Origin of the sequence: Shimia biformata, assembly GCF_016888515.1 — a bacterium.
GTDB lineage: Bacteria > Pseudomonadota > Alphaproteobacteria > Rhodobacterales > Rhodobacteraceae > Shimia_A > Shimia_A biformata.
The window spans coordinates 2,009,712-2,024,492 of record NZ_JAFEJK010000001.1 but is presented as its reverse complement, the minus strand read 5'-3'; the positions used below and the strand labels follow the sequence as shown (position 1 = coordinate 2,024,492).

The 14,781-nt window shown below is 63.2% G+C and carries 15 protein-coding genes; 9 read left to right on the top strand and 6 right to left on the bottom strand.

Going from position 1 to position 14,781, the window contains the following annotated elements; translation table 11 throughout:
• Genes JQ863_RS09925 through JQ863_RS09915 form a run of 3 tightly spaced genes read left to right on the top strand, consistent with a single transcriptional unit; the run spans position 1 to position 1,137 of the window.
• Positions 1-345, top strand: coding sequence for an ArsR/SmtB family transcription factor (locus tag JQ863_RS09925; RefSeq protein ID WP_204114114.1), 345 nt, complete (start codon positions 1-3; stop codon positions 343-345).
• On the top strand, positions 335-763 hold the full coding sequence (locus JQ863_RS09920; RefSeq protein ID WP_204114113.1) for an SRPBCC family protein: 429 nt from the start codon (positions 335-337) through the stop codon (positions 761-763). Before JQ863_RS09925 ends, JQ863_RS09920 begins: the two co-directional genes overlap by 11 nt.
• Positions 760-1,137, top strand: coding sequence for a twitching motility protein PilT (locus JQ863_RS09915; protein ID WP_204114112.1), 378 nt, complete (start codon positions 760-762; stop codon positions 1,135-1,137). The genes JQ863_RS09920 and JQ863_RS09915 overlap by 4 nt, the downstream gene beginning before the upstream one ends.
• Positions 1,138-1,251: 114 nt before the next feature.
• Here JQ863_RS09915 and lpdA read toward each other — a convergent pair whose 3' ends face one another.
• Complete coding sequence (lpdA, locus tag JQ863_RS09910; RefSeq protein ID WP_204114111.1) at positions 1,252-2,646, bottom strand: dihydrolipoyl dehydrogenase; 1,395 nt, start codon at positions 2,644-2,646, stop codon at positions 1,252-1,254.
• 168 nt (positions 2,647-2,814) lie between these two features.
• On the opposite strand from lpdA, the gene JQ863_RS09905 reads away from it, so the two are divergent.
• Positions 2,815-3,264 (top strand): hypothetical protein, encoded by a 450-nt coding sequence (locus JQ863_RS09905; RefSeq protein ID WP_204114110.1) that lies wholly within the window; start codon positions 2,815-2,817, stop codon positions 3,262-3,264.
• A 12-nt stretch (positions 3,265-3,276) separates the two neighbouring features.
• Here the strand turns inward: JQ863_RS09905 and JQ863_RS09900 are convergent, their stop codons facing one another.
• From JQ863_RS09900 to JQ863_RS09885, 4 genes are all read right to left on the bottom strand, one after another.
• Positions 3,277-3,858 carry a DUF924 family protein gene (locus tag JQ863_RS09900; RefSeq protein WP_204114109.1) on the bottom strand — a complete coding sequence of 194 codons (582 nt, stop codon included), beginning with the start codon at positions 3,856-3,858 and terminating at the stop codon, positions 3,277-3,279.
• 124 nt (positions 3,859-3,982) lie between these two features.
• Positions 3,983-5,245: an MFS transporter gene (locus JQ863_RS09895; RefSeq protein ID WP_204114108.1), complete on the bottom strand. Its 1,263-nt coding sequence runs from the start codon at positions 5,243-5,245 to the stop codon at positions 3,983-3,985.
• 101 nt (positions 5,246-5,346) lie between these two features.
• Positions 5,347-6,402 carry a tRNA preQ1(34) S-adenosylmethionine ribosyltransferase-isomerase QueA gene (gene queA / locus JQ863_RS09890; protein WP_204114107.1) on the bottom strand — a complete coding sequence of 352 codons (1,056 nt, stop codon included), beginning with the start codon at positions 6,400-6,402 and terminating at the stop codon, positions 5,347-5,349.
• Between the two features lie 6 nt (positions 6,403-6,408).
• Positions 6,409-9,663, bottom strand: a complete 3,255-nt coding sequence (locus JQ863_RS09885; RefSeq protein WP_204114106.1) for a YhdP family protein — start codon at positions 9,661-9,663, stop codon at positions 6,409-6,411.
• 171 nt (positions 9,664-9,834) lie between these two features.
• Between JQ863_RS09885 and bcp the strand changes: the two genes are divergently transcribed.
• The 5 genes from bcp (at position 9,835) to JQ863_RS09860 (ending at position 13,622) form a co-directional block, all read left to right on the top strand.
• On the top strand, positions 9,835-10,287 hold the full coding sequence (bcp, locus tag JQ863_RS09880; RefSeq protein WP_204114105.1) for a thioredoxin-dependent thiol peroxidase: 453 nt from the start codon (positions 9,835-9,837) through the stop codon (positions 10,285-10,287).
• Between the two features lie 2 nt (positions 10,288-10,289).
• Positions 10,290-11,111, top strand: a complete 822-nt coding sequence (locus JQ863_RS09875) for a ferritin-like domain-containing protein (RefSeq protein WP_239113256.1) — start codon at positions 10,290-10,292, stop codon at positions 11,109-11,111.
• Between the two features lie 164 nt (positions 11,112-11,275).
• Entirely contained in the window at positions 11,276-12,583 is a 1,308-nt protein-coding gene (locus JQ863_RS09870; RefSeq protein WP_204114104.1) for a DUF5930 domain-containing protein, read from the top strand.
• Positions 12,573-13,100: a bactofilin family protein gene (locus tag JQ863_RS09865; RefSeq protein ID WP_204114103.1), complete on the top strand. Its 528-nt coding sequence runs from the start codon at positions 12,573-12,575 to the stop codon at positions 13,098-13,100. Before JQ863_RS09870 ends, JQ863_RS09865 begins: the two co-directional genes overlap by 11 nt.
• A gap of 204 nt (positions 13,101-13,304) precedes the next feature.
• The gene (locus JQ863_RS09860) at positions 13,305-13,622 is read left to right on the top strand and encodes a hypothetical protein (RefSeq protein ID WP_204114102.1); all 318 of its coding nucleotides are present in this window, start codon (positions 13,305-13,307) and stop codon (positions 13,620-13,622) included.
• Positions 13,623-13,666: 44 nt separating this feature from the next.
• On the opposite strand, the gene JQ863_RS09855 is transcribed toward JQ863_RS09860, so the two are convergent.
• Positions 13,667-14,632: a DUF3179 domain-containing protein gene (locus tag JQ863_RS09855; protein ID WP_204114101.1), complete on the bottom strand. Its 966-nt coding sequence runs from the start codon at positions 14,630-14,632 to the stop codon at positions 13,667-13,669.
• Positions 14,633-14,781: the final 149 nt, after the last annotated feature.

Sequence of the window (14,781 nt, the reverse complement as noted above, 5' to 3'; positions counted from 1 at the left end):
ATGGTTGAACGAAAGGATCCAAGCGCGCTCAGCGCCATTCTCAAGGCCGCGTCTGATCCGACGCGGCGGCAAATCCTCACCCTTCTGGCCCAGAACGGCCCCTTGAAGGTGACGGATATCGCCCGCCGCTTCGATCAGAGCCTCAATGCTGTTTCCAAGCATATCAAAACCTTGGAAGGCGCAGGGCTGGTCAGCCGCCTCACCGAATGGCGCGAACACCTGATCGAAGTGCAAATGGCCCCCCTTTCCGAAATCGACACCTGGTTTGCCGAGTTGCGCTCGATCTGGGCGCTGCGGCTGGATGCCCTCGACGCTGCCCTGAAGGAGGACAATGATGACAAATGAACTTTCGCTAGAGGTGTCCCGGCACCTGCCCTACCCGCCCGAACGCGTGTTCGACGCCTGGCTGGATCCGGTCATGATGCAGAAATTCATGATCCCCGGCCCCGGCATGACCGTGCCCGAAGCATCAAACGACCCACGCGTCGGCGGCCGGTTCCGCATCGTGATGCAGGCCCCTGACGCCGATGAGAGCTGGCCACACGAGGGCGAATACCTGGAAATCGACCGCGCCACGCGGCTGCGGTTCACCTGGGTATCGCCCTATTCGCAGGAAGACAGCGAAGTGACCCTGACACTGCGCCCCCGCGACGGCGGCACCGACCTGACCCTGACCCATGTCCGTTTCCCCAATCAGGAAAGCCGCGACAATCACGAAGGCGGCTGGACCTTGATCCTTGAAAGCCTGGAGGCTGCGCTATGACTGACATGAACTGGATTGCCTTTGCTGCCGGGTTTGTCGCCGCGGCAGTGTTTGGCTTCGTGGTCTACGGACCGTTTCTGGGCCTGCAGAAACGGTGGGCCGAAGGCAGCCGTATCGACCCGGAACCGCCTGCAAAAATGCCCATGGGACCAATGGTCATCAACTGGATCGCCATTCTGCTGCTGGCGCTGATCATCGGTCTTACCGAAACGACGCAAAGCCTTGGGGTCGCGCTGTTGGCGATCCTGTCGGCGGCGGCCTATGTCGCAAACACCGGCGCATGGGCGCAGAAATCGGGGTTCGCGATTGGCGTCGATGTCTTTTATGTGATCGGGTCGGGTGTGATGATGATCCTCGCCCACGCGATCCTTTAGGCGCGTGGGGTAGAGGCGTGGGGGCGCTGCCCCCTCGCTTGAAAACGGGGTTTTCAAGCTTCACCCCCGAGGTATTTCGGGCAAGAGGAAGGGGCGCGCGGGTGGCGCCCCTTTTTACATGTGGATCACACGGCCAAAGGCATCCAGCACGCTTTCGTGCATCATTTCGCTGAGGGTGGGATGCGGGAAGACGGTGTTCATCAGGTCTTCCTCGGTGGTCTCAAGCTGACGGCCGATAACATAGCCCTGGATCATCTCGGTCACTTCCGCGCCGACCATATGCGCGCCCAGAAGTTCGCCCGTCTTGGCGTCAAACACGGTTTTGACCATGCCCTCGGGTTCCCCCAGCGCAATCGCCTTGCCGTTGCCGATAAAGGGGAAGCGGCCGACCTTGATGTCATAGCCCTGTTCCTTGGCCTTGGCCTCGGTCAGACCCACCGACGCCACCTGCGGGTGGCAATAGGTGCAGCCCGCGATGCTTTCGGGCTTCACCGGATGGGGATGGCCGCCGGCGATCAGTTCCGCCACCATCACGCCCTCATGTGACGCCTTATGCGCCAGCCACGGCGCGCCGGCGATGTCGCCGATGGCAAAAAGCCCCTCGACCCCGGTGCGGCAGTATTCATCCGTCACCACATGGGTGCGGTCGATCTTGACGCCCAGTGCCTCAAGCCCCAGCCCCTCGACATTGCCGACAATGCCGACGGCAGAGATCACCGTGTCGAACTCGTGTTTCTCGACCTTGCCCTTGACCTCGATATGGGCGGTGACCTTGGTCTTGGCGCGGTCAAGCTGCTTGACCATGGCCTTTTCCATGATCGTCATGCCCTGTTTGACAAATTGCTTTTTGGCAAAGGCACTTATCTCGGCATCTTCAACCGGCAGCACGCGGTCCATCACCTCGACCACGGTCGTGTCGGCGCCCAGCGTGTTGTAGAAACTGGCGAACTCGATCCCGATCGCGCCGGACCCGATGACCAGGAGTTTCTTCGGCATGTGTGGCGGCACCAGCGCGTGTTTGTAGGTCCAGACACGGTCGCCATCTGCCTCAAGCCCCGGCAGTTCCCGCGCCCGTGCGCCGGTGGCCAGAACGATGTTTTTCGCGGTCAGATCCTCGGTGCCCTTGTCGGTCTTGACGCTGACCTTGCCCTTGGAGGGGATCGTCGCGGTGCCCATGAACACCGTGACCTTGTTCTTTTTCATCAGGTGGCCAATGCCGGAGTTCAGCTGCTTCGCCACCCCGCGCGAACGTTTCACCACCGCATCAAGGTCATAGCCGATCTTTTCCGCCTTCAGCCCGAACTCTCCGGCGCGTTCCATCAGGTGAAACACCTCGGACGACCTGAGCAATGCCTTGGTCGGGATGCAGCCCCAGTTCAGGCAGATGCCGCCCATGTGTTCGCGCTCGACAATGGCCACCGAAAGCCCCAGCTGCGCCGCCCGGATCGCCGCAACATAGCCGCCCGGACCGGCCCCAATGACAACGACGTCGAAATTCTTGGCTGACATGCGGCCTCCCTCCAGCATGGGTTTTGGTTGAGCCTAGTGCAGTTTTTCCGCCACTTCAACGCGGCCCTACACCGATGTCAGACAATGACAATTCCCGGACAATTCCCGGTTCCCAAGACGCGGATTTTGGTGTTTGCTCAACCTCAGGGATAAACGGAGAAACCGGCGATGAGACTTATTAGGAACCTGGTGCTGGCGATGATCAACGCGACCCTGCTTCTGGCCGCGATCTGCCTGTTTCTGCTCTGGCAATTGTCCGGCACGGTCGAGAAAGTCGCCGCCTCCTTTGCCGGGAACCTGCAAGTGCTGGAACCTGTCACGACCGAGATCGGCGGACTGCGCAGCGATCTGGCTGCGATGAAGGCCGACCTTGCGACGATGGGCGAGACGGCCGGTGGCACCGCAGGCGCAAGCGCCGCCCGGATCGAGGCGCGGCTTACCACGTTTGGCACCAAGCTTGACGCGGTTCAGACGCGCATCGACAATATCGCCTCCGAGCCGGAACGCCTGATGCGCATCGGTGTCGAAACCGCGTCCAAGAAGGCCGGAGAGACCATCCTGAACCTCAGCAATTGCGCCCTTTCCGACGATGTTCAGCCCGAGACAGTGAACGGCTGAACGAAACGGACATCAGGCGGCTTCGGCGGCCTGCAGTTCCTGCATGATGGTGCCATAGCCGCCTTCGGTGACAAAGGCGCGTTCCGGGTCGGTGAAACTGCGTGACAGGGCATCGTTGCGATAGGGGAAACGCCCGAAACGGCGGATGATCTCGCGGTGAACGCGCGCGTGCAGAAGGTTGTTTTCCGCCTCGGGCATCCGCTCGATGAACAGGCGGATACAGCGTTCCTGGTCACACAGGTTTTCCGAATGCATCAGCGGCAGATAGAAGAACTGCCGCGCCGGGGCGTCGATCCGCATGTCGAAGCGATGATGGATGGCCGCCTTTGCCGCCGCCATCGCCACCCGGTCCGAGGCAAAGCTTTTGGCGTCGCCGCGGAACATGTTTCTTGGGAACTGATCCAGCAGGATGATATAGGCCAGCGTTCCGCTGGGATAGGTCAGCCATTGCGCATAGCCGCCGTCCATCGCGTGTTCCCACGCGGCCAGAAAACGGTCGCGTATGGTCTGATCCAACGCGTCACTTGCCTCATACCAGCCGGAAGGCCCAACTTCGTCGAGCCAGAACTTGAGGACTTCTTCGGGGCTTGTCATCGCACCACTCCTTGCACACCGCATCCCACCAAGGTGACAAAAAAACGTTACACACCCAAAATGTGTGTTCGAAAGTAACAATTTACAACAATCGCGACATTTTCCGTGCGTGTGGCGCTAACGGTCACGTTTTGGGCATATCCTCTTCTTCCTGGGCGGTTTCGAAGGCATGTTCCTGCGCCACCTCGACGGCCACGGGCGAGGCCTGCGGCATCACCGGCGTATAGCTTTGCGTGTCCTCGACAGACGGTGCCGCACGGCGGGTCATCCGCCAGCCCGCGTAAGACCCAAGCGCCACAAGAAGGAAGGCCAGAACCGCGAAGAACCCCTGCGGGCCAAATGTCTCCATGATCCAGCCGGTCGCGATCGGGCCAAGGATCGCCCCCAGCCCGTTGATGAACAACAGCCCACCCGAGGCCGCGGCCATGTCTTCGTATTCGAGGAAGTCGTTGGTATGCGCGATCAGCAGCGAATAAAGCGGGTTGGACATGCCGCCGATGACAAAGGCGGCAAACAGCAACAGGTAATAGACATCCCAGAAGGCGGCGCCGACCAGCGCGCTGCCGCCGCCGATCAGGGCCACGATCATCACCAGAACCCGGCGGTCCATCCGGTCCGACAGCCAGCCAAGCGGGTATTGCAGCACCGTTGCCCCGACATAGAAGGTGGCGACGAAGATCGCGATCTGCTTGACGGTCATCCCGACCGAGGCGCCAAAGACCGCCGACATACCGAACTGCGCGGCAAAGACCCCGCCCATCAGGAACATGCCCACCGCGCCCAGTGGTGAGGTCTGGATCAGTTTGCGCAGGTTCATCGGTTTCGTGGTGTCAAAGGCCGGCGTGGGCGAGACCGACAGAAGGATCGGTGCGACCGAGATCGAAACCAGGATCGAGGGGATCACGAACAGCTCGTATCCCGACGGGTCCGCCACCAGCAAGAGCGCCTGCGCCACCACGATCCCGACCATCTGCACGATCATGTAAAGCGACAGAGCCTGCCCGCGGTTTTCATTGCTGGCGGCATTGTTCAGCCAGCTTTCGGCGGTGACATAGACGCCGCAGAAACAGAACCCGATGGCCACCCGCCCCAGCACCCACATCGCCGGATGCGCAATCGCCGGATAGAGGATCAGCACGGCGGAAATCCCCGACGCCAGCGCCGCAAAGACCCGCACGTGGCCAACGCGCCGGATCATGTTCGGCGTCATCCGCGATCCGCCCAGGAAGCCAAGGAAATAGGCCGACATGACCAGCGACATCTCGAAGGTCGAAAACCCCTCGATCTGGCCGCGCACACCCAGAAGCGTGCCCTGCATGCCGTTGCCCACCATGAGAAGGAGAACCCCAAGCAGAAGCGCCCAGGCGTGTTTGATGAAATCGATCATGTTCTTTTACTTTGCGTCCCTAGGCCTGTCGGCGTTGTGACATGGAATATGCGACAAATACATGTCCGGCTGCGAAGTTTACCAGCCCGTTTGCGCCCGGATCACCTGTCGGGGATCAGAAGCGAGGCGTCACCATAGCTGAAGAATCGGTAATCGCTGGCGACCGCGTGGTCATAGATCTCCCTGATCCGGTCCTGTCCCATCAGGGCCGAGACCAGCATCATCAGCGTCGATTTCGGCAGGTGGAAATTGGTCATCAGCGCGTCGGCGACATGGAAGGTGAAGCCGGGATAGATGAAAATGTCGGTAACCCCTTCCCACGGGGCAATCTGCCCGGTGTCGCGGGCGGCGCTTTCGATCAGCCGCAGCGCGGTGGTGCCGACCGGGATCACCCGCCCGCCTGCCGCCTTGGTCGCGGCGATTTCTTCCGCCGCCTGCGGGCTGACGCGGCCCCATTCGCCATGCATCTTGTGCTGGCTGACGTCCTCGACCTTGACCGGCAGGAAAGTGCCCGCGCCGACATGCAGGGTGACATGGGTGAAGGTGACGCCTTTTGCCTGGAGTGCCGCCAGCAGCGCCTCGTCGAAATGCAAAGACGCGGTCGGCGCCGCCACCGCGCCGGAATGCTTCGCCCAGACGGTCTGATAGTCGGTCTTGTCCTGCTCGTCCGCGGCACGTTTGGCGGCGATATAGGGCGGCAGCGGCATCGCGCCTGCCTCGGCCAACGCGGTATCGAAATCCTCGCCCGTGAGGTCGAACTCAAGCACCGCCTGCCCGTCGCCCCGTTCGACCAGCCTGGCCGACAACACGTCCGAGAAGTGGATCACCTCGCCGTCACGGACCTTTTTCAAGGGTTTCACCAGCGCCGACCAGCGCGCGCCACCCTTGGGTTCCAGCAAGGTCGCCTCGATCCGGGCGCGGGTTTCGCCCTGTTCACCGATGCGCCGGCGCTCGCCGAACAGCCGCGCCGGGATGACCTTGGTATCGTTCAGAACCAGCCGGTCGCCGGGGCGCAGCCAGTCGACCAGATCGCGCACGATGGCGTCGGTGATCCTGTCGCCCTCGGCCACCAAGAGACGGGCGGACGAGCGCGGCGACGCAGGTCGCGTGGCGATCAACCGCTCGGGCAGATCGAAGTCGAAATCGGAAAGCTGCATCGTGGGTCAGTTCTGTGGGCGGTTTGAGTCGAGATTGGGGGCTGGGCGGCGGAAAATCTCTCGGAAGAAGCCCGGCGTCAAGGCCGAAAGCGGGTTGACCGAAACCTGTGGATCAGAGGCGTCGCCGCGCAGGTTGTAGTTGAACCCGATCAACCCTTCGCCACGCTTGGACATGGGCCGCCCGACCGCGTTCACAAGGTAGATCGGCGACAACACCCCCTGCATGTCGAATGCACCGATCGCGGGATAGTAATGCCCATCCATCGAAATTCCCATCGACGCGCCGACCGCGCTGCTTTCGGCAACCGTCACCCGGTCCGGGGACATGCGGAACCGGGCATAGACATCGTTGAACGCGATCCCCTGCCCGTTCATCTGTTCCAGAAGGCCGACGACACTGATCGCGTTCAGCAACTCGGCAATGGCCGGGGCCTCGCGGACGCGCGTGTTGGTGACCTTCAATTCGCCGTCATAACTGCCCGCGCCATGCGGCAGAAGCGTCAGGTCCATCACCCCGCCGCGCGCCGATTTCAGCAATCCGGCGGCGGCAAAAACCGCGCCCGCATCGTCGGATTTGATTCGGAACGCACTGCGGTTGCCGACCGAGGTCATGGCCCCGGTGACCGACGGTCCGCCGTTGACGCGGCCGATGAAGACACCGTTGCGTCCGCCGTCAGTGAACTCTCCTGAAAACGACCGCAGCGCAATCCCGTCCGAAATCTGCACCTGTTCAAGCCGGGCGCGGATCGGTCCCCCGGTCGCCCCGCCCGTGGTCTCGCCTGCCGTGCGCGCGGGCATGCCGCGCATGTCCAGCTTGCCGCCCTGCACCACCAGTTGCGGCGGGACACCCGGCCCCTGTCCGCGCAGTTCCGCCTGGACATCCAGCCAGTTGCCCAGCCGCACGCGATCGAAACTGGCCAGTTTCAACCCGCCTTCCCGCGCCAGCGTGACCCGTCCGCGCGCCTCAAGGCCCTGCCCGTCCAGTTCCAGCCGGTCAACAACGGGCGTGTCGCCAAGCCAGCCCTCGACCTTCAGCCGGCCCCGCTGATCCGGCCCCTTGCGCCAGCCCAGCGGCGGGATCGTCAGGTCCAGCCCGGCAAGGTCCGAGGTCAGCGTGAAACGGCTTGCCTCGCCCTTTTCCAGCCGGATCTCCATCTGGCCCTGCCCCTCGCCGCCGATCCAGCCACCGGGCAGTTCGATCCCAAGGTCGCGCAGGCTGTTTTCGCTGAACCGGACGGTGCCCGAGACATGGCTCTTGCCCTTGTTCTCGGGTCCGCTCAACTGCTGCCACGCGGCGTTGAACGGCAGTTCGCCCAGCCGCCCGCGCCCGCCGATCCGCACACCGTCATTGGTGGCGCGCACTTTCAGCGCCGAGGACGCGATCACCTTGTCCCGCACGAAATGGCCGGTGCGCACCCCCGAAAGATTGGCGGCAACGTCGAATTTCAACTCACCGGGCTCAAGCTTTGGCCGCAGGTTGAAGCGCAATTCGCCCGACGCCTCGGCGCGGCCATCCGCCAGCGTGACCGGAAGATCGTTCTTGGTCATCAGGCTGAGGGGTTCGCGGTCCAACAGCGACAGTCCCGCCGTGATCGAGCCCTTCGCCTTCAACCCGACCCGCGCCGGCGGGTGTTTCTTGATGCGGGTATCAAGGATCTCGAACACGGTGCCGGTGGCATCGACCCGCCCGCCGGCATCGGCCAGAACCGTTCCCTTCTCGACATAGACCGAAAACCTGTTGTCCATCAGCGTGGCATAGCCAACCGCGTTTTCGGCAGGGGGCAGGGTCTTGGCGAATTTCACATCCGCGTCGTGGAACCCGAAATCCACGTAGAGATCGGGCCGCTTGCCGGGGACGAGATGCAGCGCGGCATGCAGGTTCTCAGCCCATCCGCCAAGGATATTCTCGTCAATCCACTTGCGGGTCTTACCCTTGGCGTTTTCCGGCCAGACACTGACCAGCCACTTCGGGTCCAGCCGATCCATCGCGCCAAACAGCGCCAGTTCCCAGCCCGCCTCGCCCGCCCAGAGCCGTCCGTCGAACCGCGCAAGATGCCCCCGGTCGCGCACCACCAGCTGCCCCAGCGTGACCTCGAACGGATCAAGTCGCAGGCGCAGGTCGGCAAAGGTTTCCTCGATCGTCAGCGGCTCGGCATAGAGGTCCAGCGGATTGGCGGTGACATGGGTGATCGTGAACTGGCCCAGCATCTCGTTGCCCAGAACCGGCCCTTCAGCGCTGTTGTCGCCCTTCAGGATCAGCCGCCCCTGGCCGGTCGCCGTGACCCATTCGCTTTCGACCGACACTTCCTGAAAGGTGACGATGGCGCTGGTCGGGTCATAGCGCAGATAGGCGCGGCCCGACTGGAACGGAACCGGGCGCGTGGCCTCGTTCGGACGCAGGACACCTTCGGCAATCTGCAGGGTTGCGTTCATCGGCAGCAAGGCGCCATCCTCACCCGCTTCGACCCGGACCGCGCCGGAAATCGGAGCGCGGATCACCCCCAGCCAGGCCAGCGCCGGCGATTGCAGGGCGATGTCCTCGGAGGGCATGTCGGTGAAGGTGAACCCAAGCGCCGCCGCCTGCGAGGTAAAGCTGGTTTCCAGGCTGACCTCCATCTGGCTGGCATAGTCGCGCCCGCCCAGAAGCGACAGGCTTGCGCCAAGACGCGCGCCGGTGTCGTCGCGGTCCAGCCGCATCTCGGCGCCGTCGATGGTCCAGCCCTGCCCGGCGCGCACGTCGTCATAGCGCAACGACACCGCATGGGCCTCGATCCGGCTGACCTGTGCCAGTTCCGGGCGCTTGAACAGGCGTTCGACCAGCGACCCGACATCGCCCAGCCCCGAGACGTTTCCGGTCAGCCCGCCGCCCTCGCCAAAGGCCAGGTTGAAACTGCCATCCGCCTCGCGTCTGAGGGTCAGCGTCGCGCCGACCAGCGACAGCGACCGGGGCGCAACACGGCCCGACGCAAGCTCGCCCAGGCTGAGGGTGGTGTCGATCTCGGCCAGCTCAAGGCTGACCCCGGTTTCGACATCGCCAACGGCGACGTTCTGCACCTGTAAACGCGGGTGAAACCCGTCCTCGAACACAAGCGAAACTTTGCCGAAATCAATGTCGTAATGCGGCGATTGCTCGGCCAGCACGCGCGACACCCTGTCCCGCGCCCAGTCCGGCAGTACAATCGGCCGCCCCGAGATCGCCACCCCAAGGACAAAAACCACGCAGCCCACCAGCGCCGCCGAAATCAGCGGCAGCAGCCCCAAACGCCTGTTACGCTGGGGTTTGGGACGCGTGTCGGGCGTCGTATCTGTCTGACCTTCCTGCGAAATCCTTGTGGATCCTTCTTGGTCGCCTGAGCTTGGTTGTTGCCTGCCGCGCCCTAGAATATACCCAACCGAGACGCGAACAAAGGCCAGAACAAAGGAACACGCTGCATGACCGAACCGGCCCCTGACTTCTCCTTACCTTCGGACGAGGGCGAAACTGTGACCCTGAGCGCGCTGAAAGGCGCGCCGGTGGTGCTGTTTTTCTATCCCAAGGACAACACGCCCGGTTGCACGAAAGAGGCGATCGGCTTTTCCGAGGCCCGCGCCGCGTTCGAGGATGCCGGGGTGAAGGTCTTTGGCATTTCCAAGGACAGCCTGGCCGCCCACAGCCGGTTCCGCGACAAGCAATCCCTGACCGTGCCGCTTCTGTCGGATGCCGACAGCGACGCCTGCGAGCGTTATGGCGTGTGGCAGGAAAAGAAGATGTACGGCAAGACGTTCTGGGGCATCGTGCGCTCGACCTTCCTGATCGACGCCGAGGGCAATATCGCGCGCGAATGGCGCAAGGTGAAAGTGCCCGGTCACGTGGACGAGGTGCTGGACGCGGTGAAATCACTGTGACGATGACGCTTTCGCAAATGGCGGTCGAGGTGCTGACCACCGCCGATGGCCGCAAAAAGACCGCGCTGGCCAAGGCCCATGCCGCCACGTGGTTCGCTGCGCGGGACGCGGGTGAGGCGTTGCCTATCGGTCATGCCGAGCCACCGCTGCGCCCGTCGCGGCCGGAAAAACCCGACCTGCTGGACCCGCGCGACGTGCCGAAACGCAAACCCGGCAGCCCGGCGGGGCGGATCGCGCTGTTGCACGCGGTTGCGCATATCGAACTGAACGCGGTGGACTTGCATTGGGACATCGTGGCGCGGTTTGCCGATGTGAACATGCCGCTGGGCTTTTACGACGACTGGGTCAAGGCGGCGGCCGAGGAAGCAGGCCATTTCAACCTTGTCTGTGACTGCCTTGAACGGATGGGCAGTCATTACGGCGCCCTGCCCGCCCATGCCGGCATGTGGCGCGCTGCCGAGGACACGGTGGACGATTTCATGGGCCGTCTTGCGGTAGTGCCGATGGTGCTTGAGGCGCGCGGGCTGGATGTGACGCCGGGCATGATCGAGATCTTTGAAAAAGCGGGCGAGGATTTGTCCGTCGCCGCGCTGAAGGTGATCTATGCCGAAGAAGTCAGCCATGTCGCCTATGGGTCAAAATGGTTCCACTTCCTCTGTGGCCGCCATGACCTCGACCCCAAGGAAGTGTTCCACCAGCTGGTGCGCAAATATTTCCACGGCGCCCTGAAACCGCCGTTCAACGAGGAAAAACGCGCCGAGGCCGGACTGCCGCCGGATTTCTACTGGCCGCTTGCCGAGGGCACCCCCGCAGGACAGCGATAGATCGGCGATCATCCGCGCAAATCAGCGACTTGAGCGCGCACCACGCCGACGCCCGCGCCCAAAAGCCTTGCCCGAACGTCACCGTCTGGTTAAGAACTTGCCGGGTAGCGACCGCCCGACAGAAGGCGGCGCCCGGTTTGTGGGGATGACAAGGGATAGACGCGGTGAGAACACGGCTTGCGATCAAGGTGCATGCTCTTCTTGAGCATTATTTCCCGGAACGCCGGTTGTTCCTCAGGTCCGACAGCGACACGCGCTTTATCCGACTGCGCCCCGAAACCCAGCTTTTTGCCTTTTTCGGCACCACGCTGATCATCGCCTGGACCATCATCGCCACCGCGATCATCCTGATGGACTCGATCGGCTCCGGCAACTTCCGCGAACAGGCCCGCCGCGACCAGCAGACCTATGAGCTGCGCCTGAACGAGATGTCCGCCGAACGCGACGCCCGCACCGCCGAGGCGCTGGCCGCGCAGGACCGGTTCAACGCCGCGCTCAAGCAGATTTCCGAGATGCAGACCCAGCTTCTGGCGTCGGAAGTGCGGCGGCAGGAAATGGAAACCGGGATCGAGGTGATCCAGACCACCCTGCGCCGCACCATGCGCGAACGTGAAGCGGCGGTAAAGGAACTGGCGGCGCTGAAATCGGAAGCCGACGGCACCATGACTGCGGAAAGCGGTCCACAGGCCAGCAGCCTTGTCGACATGCTGACCGCCGCGCTGACCGAAACCGCGCGTGAACGCGACGCCATCGAAGCCCAGGCGCTGGACGCCATCCGCGAGGCCGAGGAGATCGAACTTGAAATGGCGCTGATGCGCGAGAAGAACAACCAGATCTTCCGACAGCTCGAAGATGCCATGACCGTCTCGGTCGAACCTCTGACCAAGATGTTCCAGTCCGCCGGGCTTGATACGGACTCGCTTCTGAACCAGGTGCGGCGCGGTTATTCCGGTCAGGGCGGGCCGCTGACGCCGGTGACCTTTTCGACCAAGGGCGGCGAACTGACCGAAGAGGCGCAGCGCGCCAATGCCCTTCTGGGCGAGATGGACAAGCTGAATGTCTATCGTATCGCCGCCGAAACCGCCCCTTTCGCCCACCCGTTGAAAAGCGCCTATCGCTTCACCTCGGGCTTTGGCACCCGCTGGGGCCGCCCGCATAACGGCGCCGATTTCGCAGCCCGCCACGGTACCCCGATCCACGCCACCGCCGACGGGGTCGTGATCCATGCCGACTGGCAGTCCGGTTATGGCCGTCTTATCAAGATCAAGCACGAGTTCGGCATCGAGACCCGCTATGCGCATCTGGCAAAAATCCGCGTAAAAGTCGGGCAAAGGGTCTCGCGCGGGGACCACATTGGTGATATGGGCAACTCTGGACGCTCGACCGGCACCCATTTGCACTATGAGGTGCGCGTAAATGGCCGGGCCAAAAACCCGATGACATTCATAAAGGCTGGAAGCAATGTTTTCTAAGAGCAAGATCAACGACCCGGCGCCGAAGGCCGCTGACACCGCAAAACCCGCGGCGCCCGAAGCAAAACCCGCGGTCCCGCCCGCGCCCGCGTCGAGCGAGTTCAAGGCATCGGCCCCCAAGCCCAAGCCGCCGGCATCGGTCCTTTCGGCTGACCTGCACATCAGCGGCAACCTGAAGACCACCGGTGACATCCAGGTCGAAGGCACCGTCGAAGGCGACATCCGCGCCCACCTGCTGACCGTGGGCGAAACCGCCACGATCAAGGGCGAAGTGATTGCTGATGACGTGGTCGTCAATGGCCGCATCGTGGGTCGCGTCCGTGGTCTGAAAGTGCGTCTGACCTCGACCGCCCGTGTCGAAGGCGACATCATCCACAAGACCATCGCGATCGAAAGCGGCGCCCATTTCGAAGGCTCGGTCCAGCGTCAGGACGATCCGCTGACCTCGGGCAAACCGGCGGCGAAACCCGCAGCGGCGGCCCCGGCCCCCAAGCCCGCGGCGGCCCCGGCCAAGTAAGATTTCCCCCAAGGGGACAGGAAACACCGTCCGGTTCGCGCCGGGCGGTGTTTTTCTTTGCCCGCCAGCCGCCAAGTGCCGTCCCGGTGCAGCCGCCCATACACCCCCTGTGACGCGCAATTCTGTTGCTTTTGTCACGGCGCCATGCAAGCGTCGCGCGGCTCTGGACTCAGAGTCGCTTTCACCTTTTCAGGACTCCCAAACATGAAATTTCTGGCCACCGCAGCGGCGGCTGCCCTGATCTCGACCGCGGCCCTTGCCGAGGATATCGAGGTCTTTCTGGTCAATGACTCCAGCGCCGATCTGGTTGCGTTTTCCGTCAGCCCGGCCTCTGCCAACCAATGGCAGGACAACCTCCTGGGCGAGACGCGGCTGCAACCGGGATACGAGATCGGCGTGCTGATCGCGGACGGGCTGTCGACCTGCATCTACGACATCCGCGCCGATTTCGCAGATGGCACCGGGCTTGACGATTTTGGCGTCGATCTGTGCGAGATGGAGTCCTACACCTTCTACGACTGACCCTATTCCCCAACTCCTATTCCCCAACTCCTATTCCCCAACTCCTATTCCCCAAGCATCCACGTCCCATCGGGCCAGAAGGCGTGGAAGGCGAAGGCGAACATCACGTCATGGGGCATGTCGGCCCCGCCCGCATCGCGCACGCGGATCGAGCCGACATCGCGCCCCTGCGAAATCTCTCCGGCATCCAGCGCCGAGGCCTGCCCCGGCTGCCAGGTGATGCGCACCCCGGCCTCGGTCAGGTCCTCTGCGTCCCGCAGCCGTTCCAGGGGCCAGGCCCGGTCGCCGACGCGTACCACGCGCGCCAGCGGCGCGATACCGTGGGGCGGCATTTCGCCACTGTAAAGGAACGGCCGTTTCGATGTGTCATACTGGCGGTAGGGGTTTATCCCATATCGGCGATTGAAGGCGGGTTCGGCCATCACCAGCCCGTCCGGGTTACGCGCCTTGAACTGCGCCCAGCCCTCCATCCACGTTGGCAGGGTGGTCAGCGTGACCCCCGTCATCTCGCCCACGATGCCCTGCCCGATCGCCTGCTGCCACCAGCTTTCGGTTTCGCGGTCATACATCACCATGTCCGAGTTCCGCAGCTTGCCCGAGACACCAAACGTCAGGATGCGCCCGGCGACGCGGCGGTCGAAGGTGATGCCGGAATTGCACAAGGGGCAGAAGGTGACCGCCACGGGGATGTCGCCCACGGTGTCATTCACGATCTCATGCCAGGTCAGATAGCGGATCGGATAGGCACGCGGTTCGGCCCCGTCGATCTCGACCGTGATAACGGGTTCGGTGTCGCCGATGCGGGTTTCCTGATGGGCACGGATGAACTGCGGATCGCGAAGCGCGGGGATACCGTCCTTGGGCGGGCCGCCAGACATGATCTCGACCCAGTTCTCGATACTGGTGCGGCTGAAATCAGTGCGCGGCCACTCGTGTTTCCAGAAGTCCGGGTTGGCGCTGGCGGGGGTGGCGATGGCCAAGGTTGCGGCAAGAACAAGGCGTTTGAACATCTTCGGGCCTCCCATGTTTCTTGCATGGTGCAGTGAGTTGCATCGGAAACCTAGGAAAACAAGCTCACAAGACCGTGTGACATGTGACAGAGGGCAGCGCCCGACCGCGGGTGGGCGTGAAGCGCCCGACCGCGGGTGGGCGTGAAGCG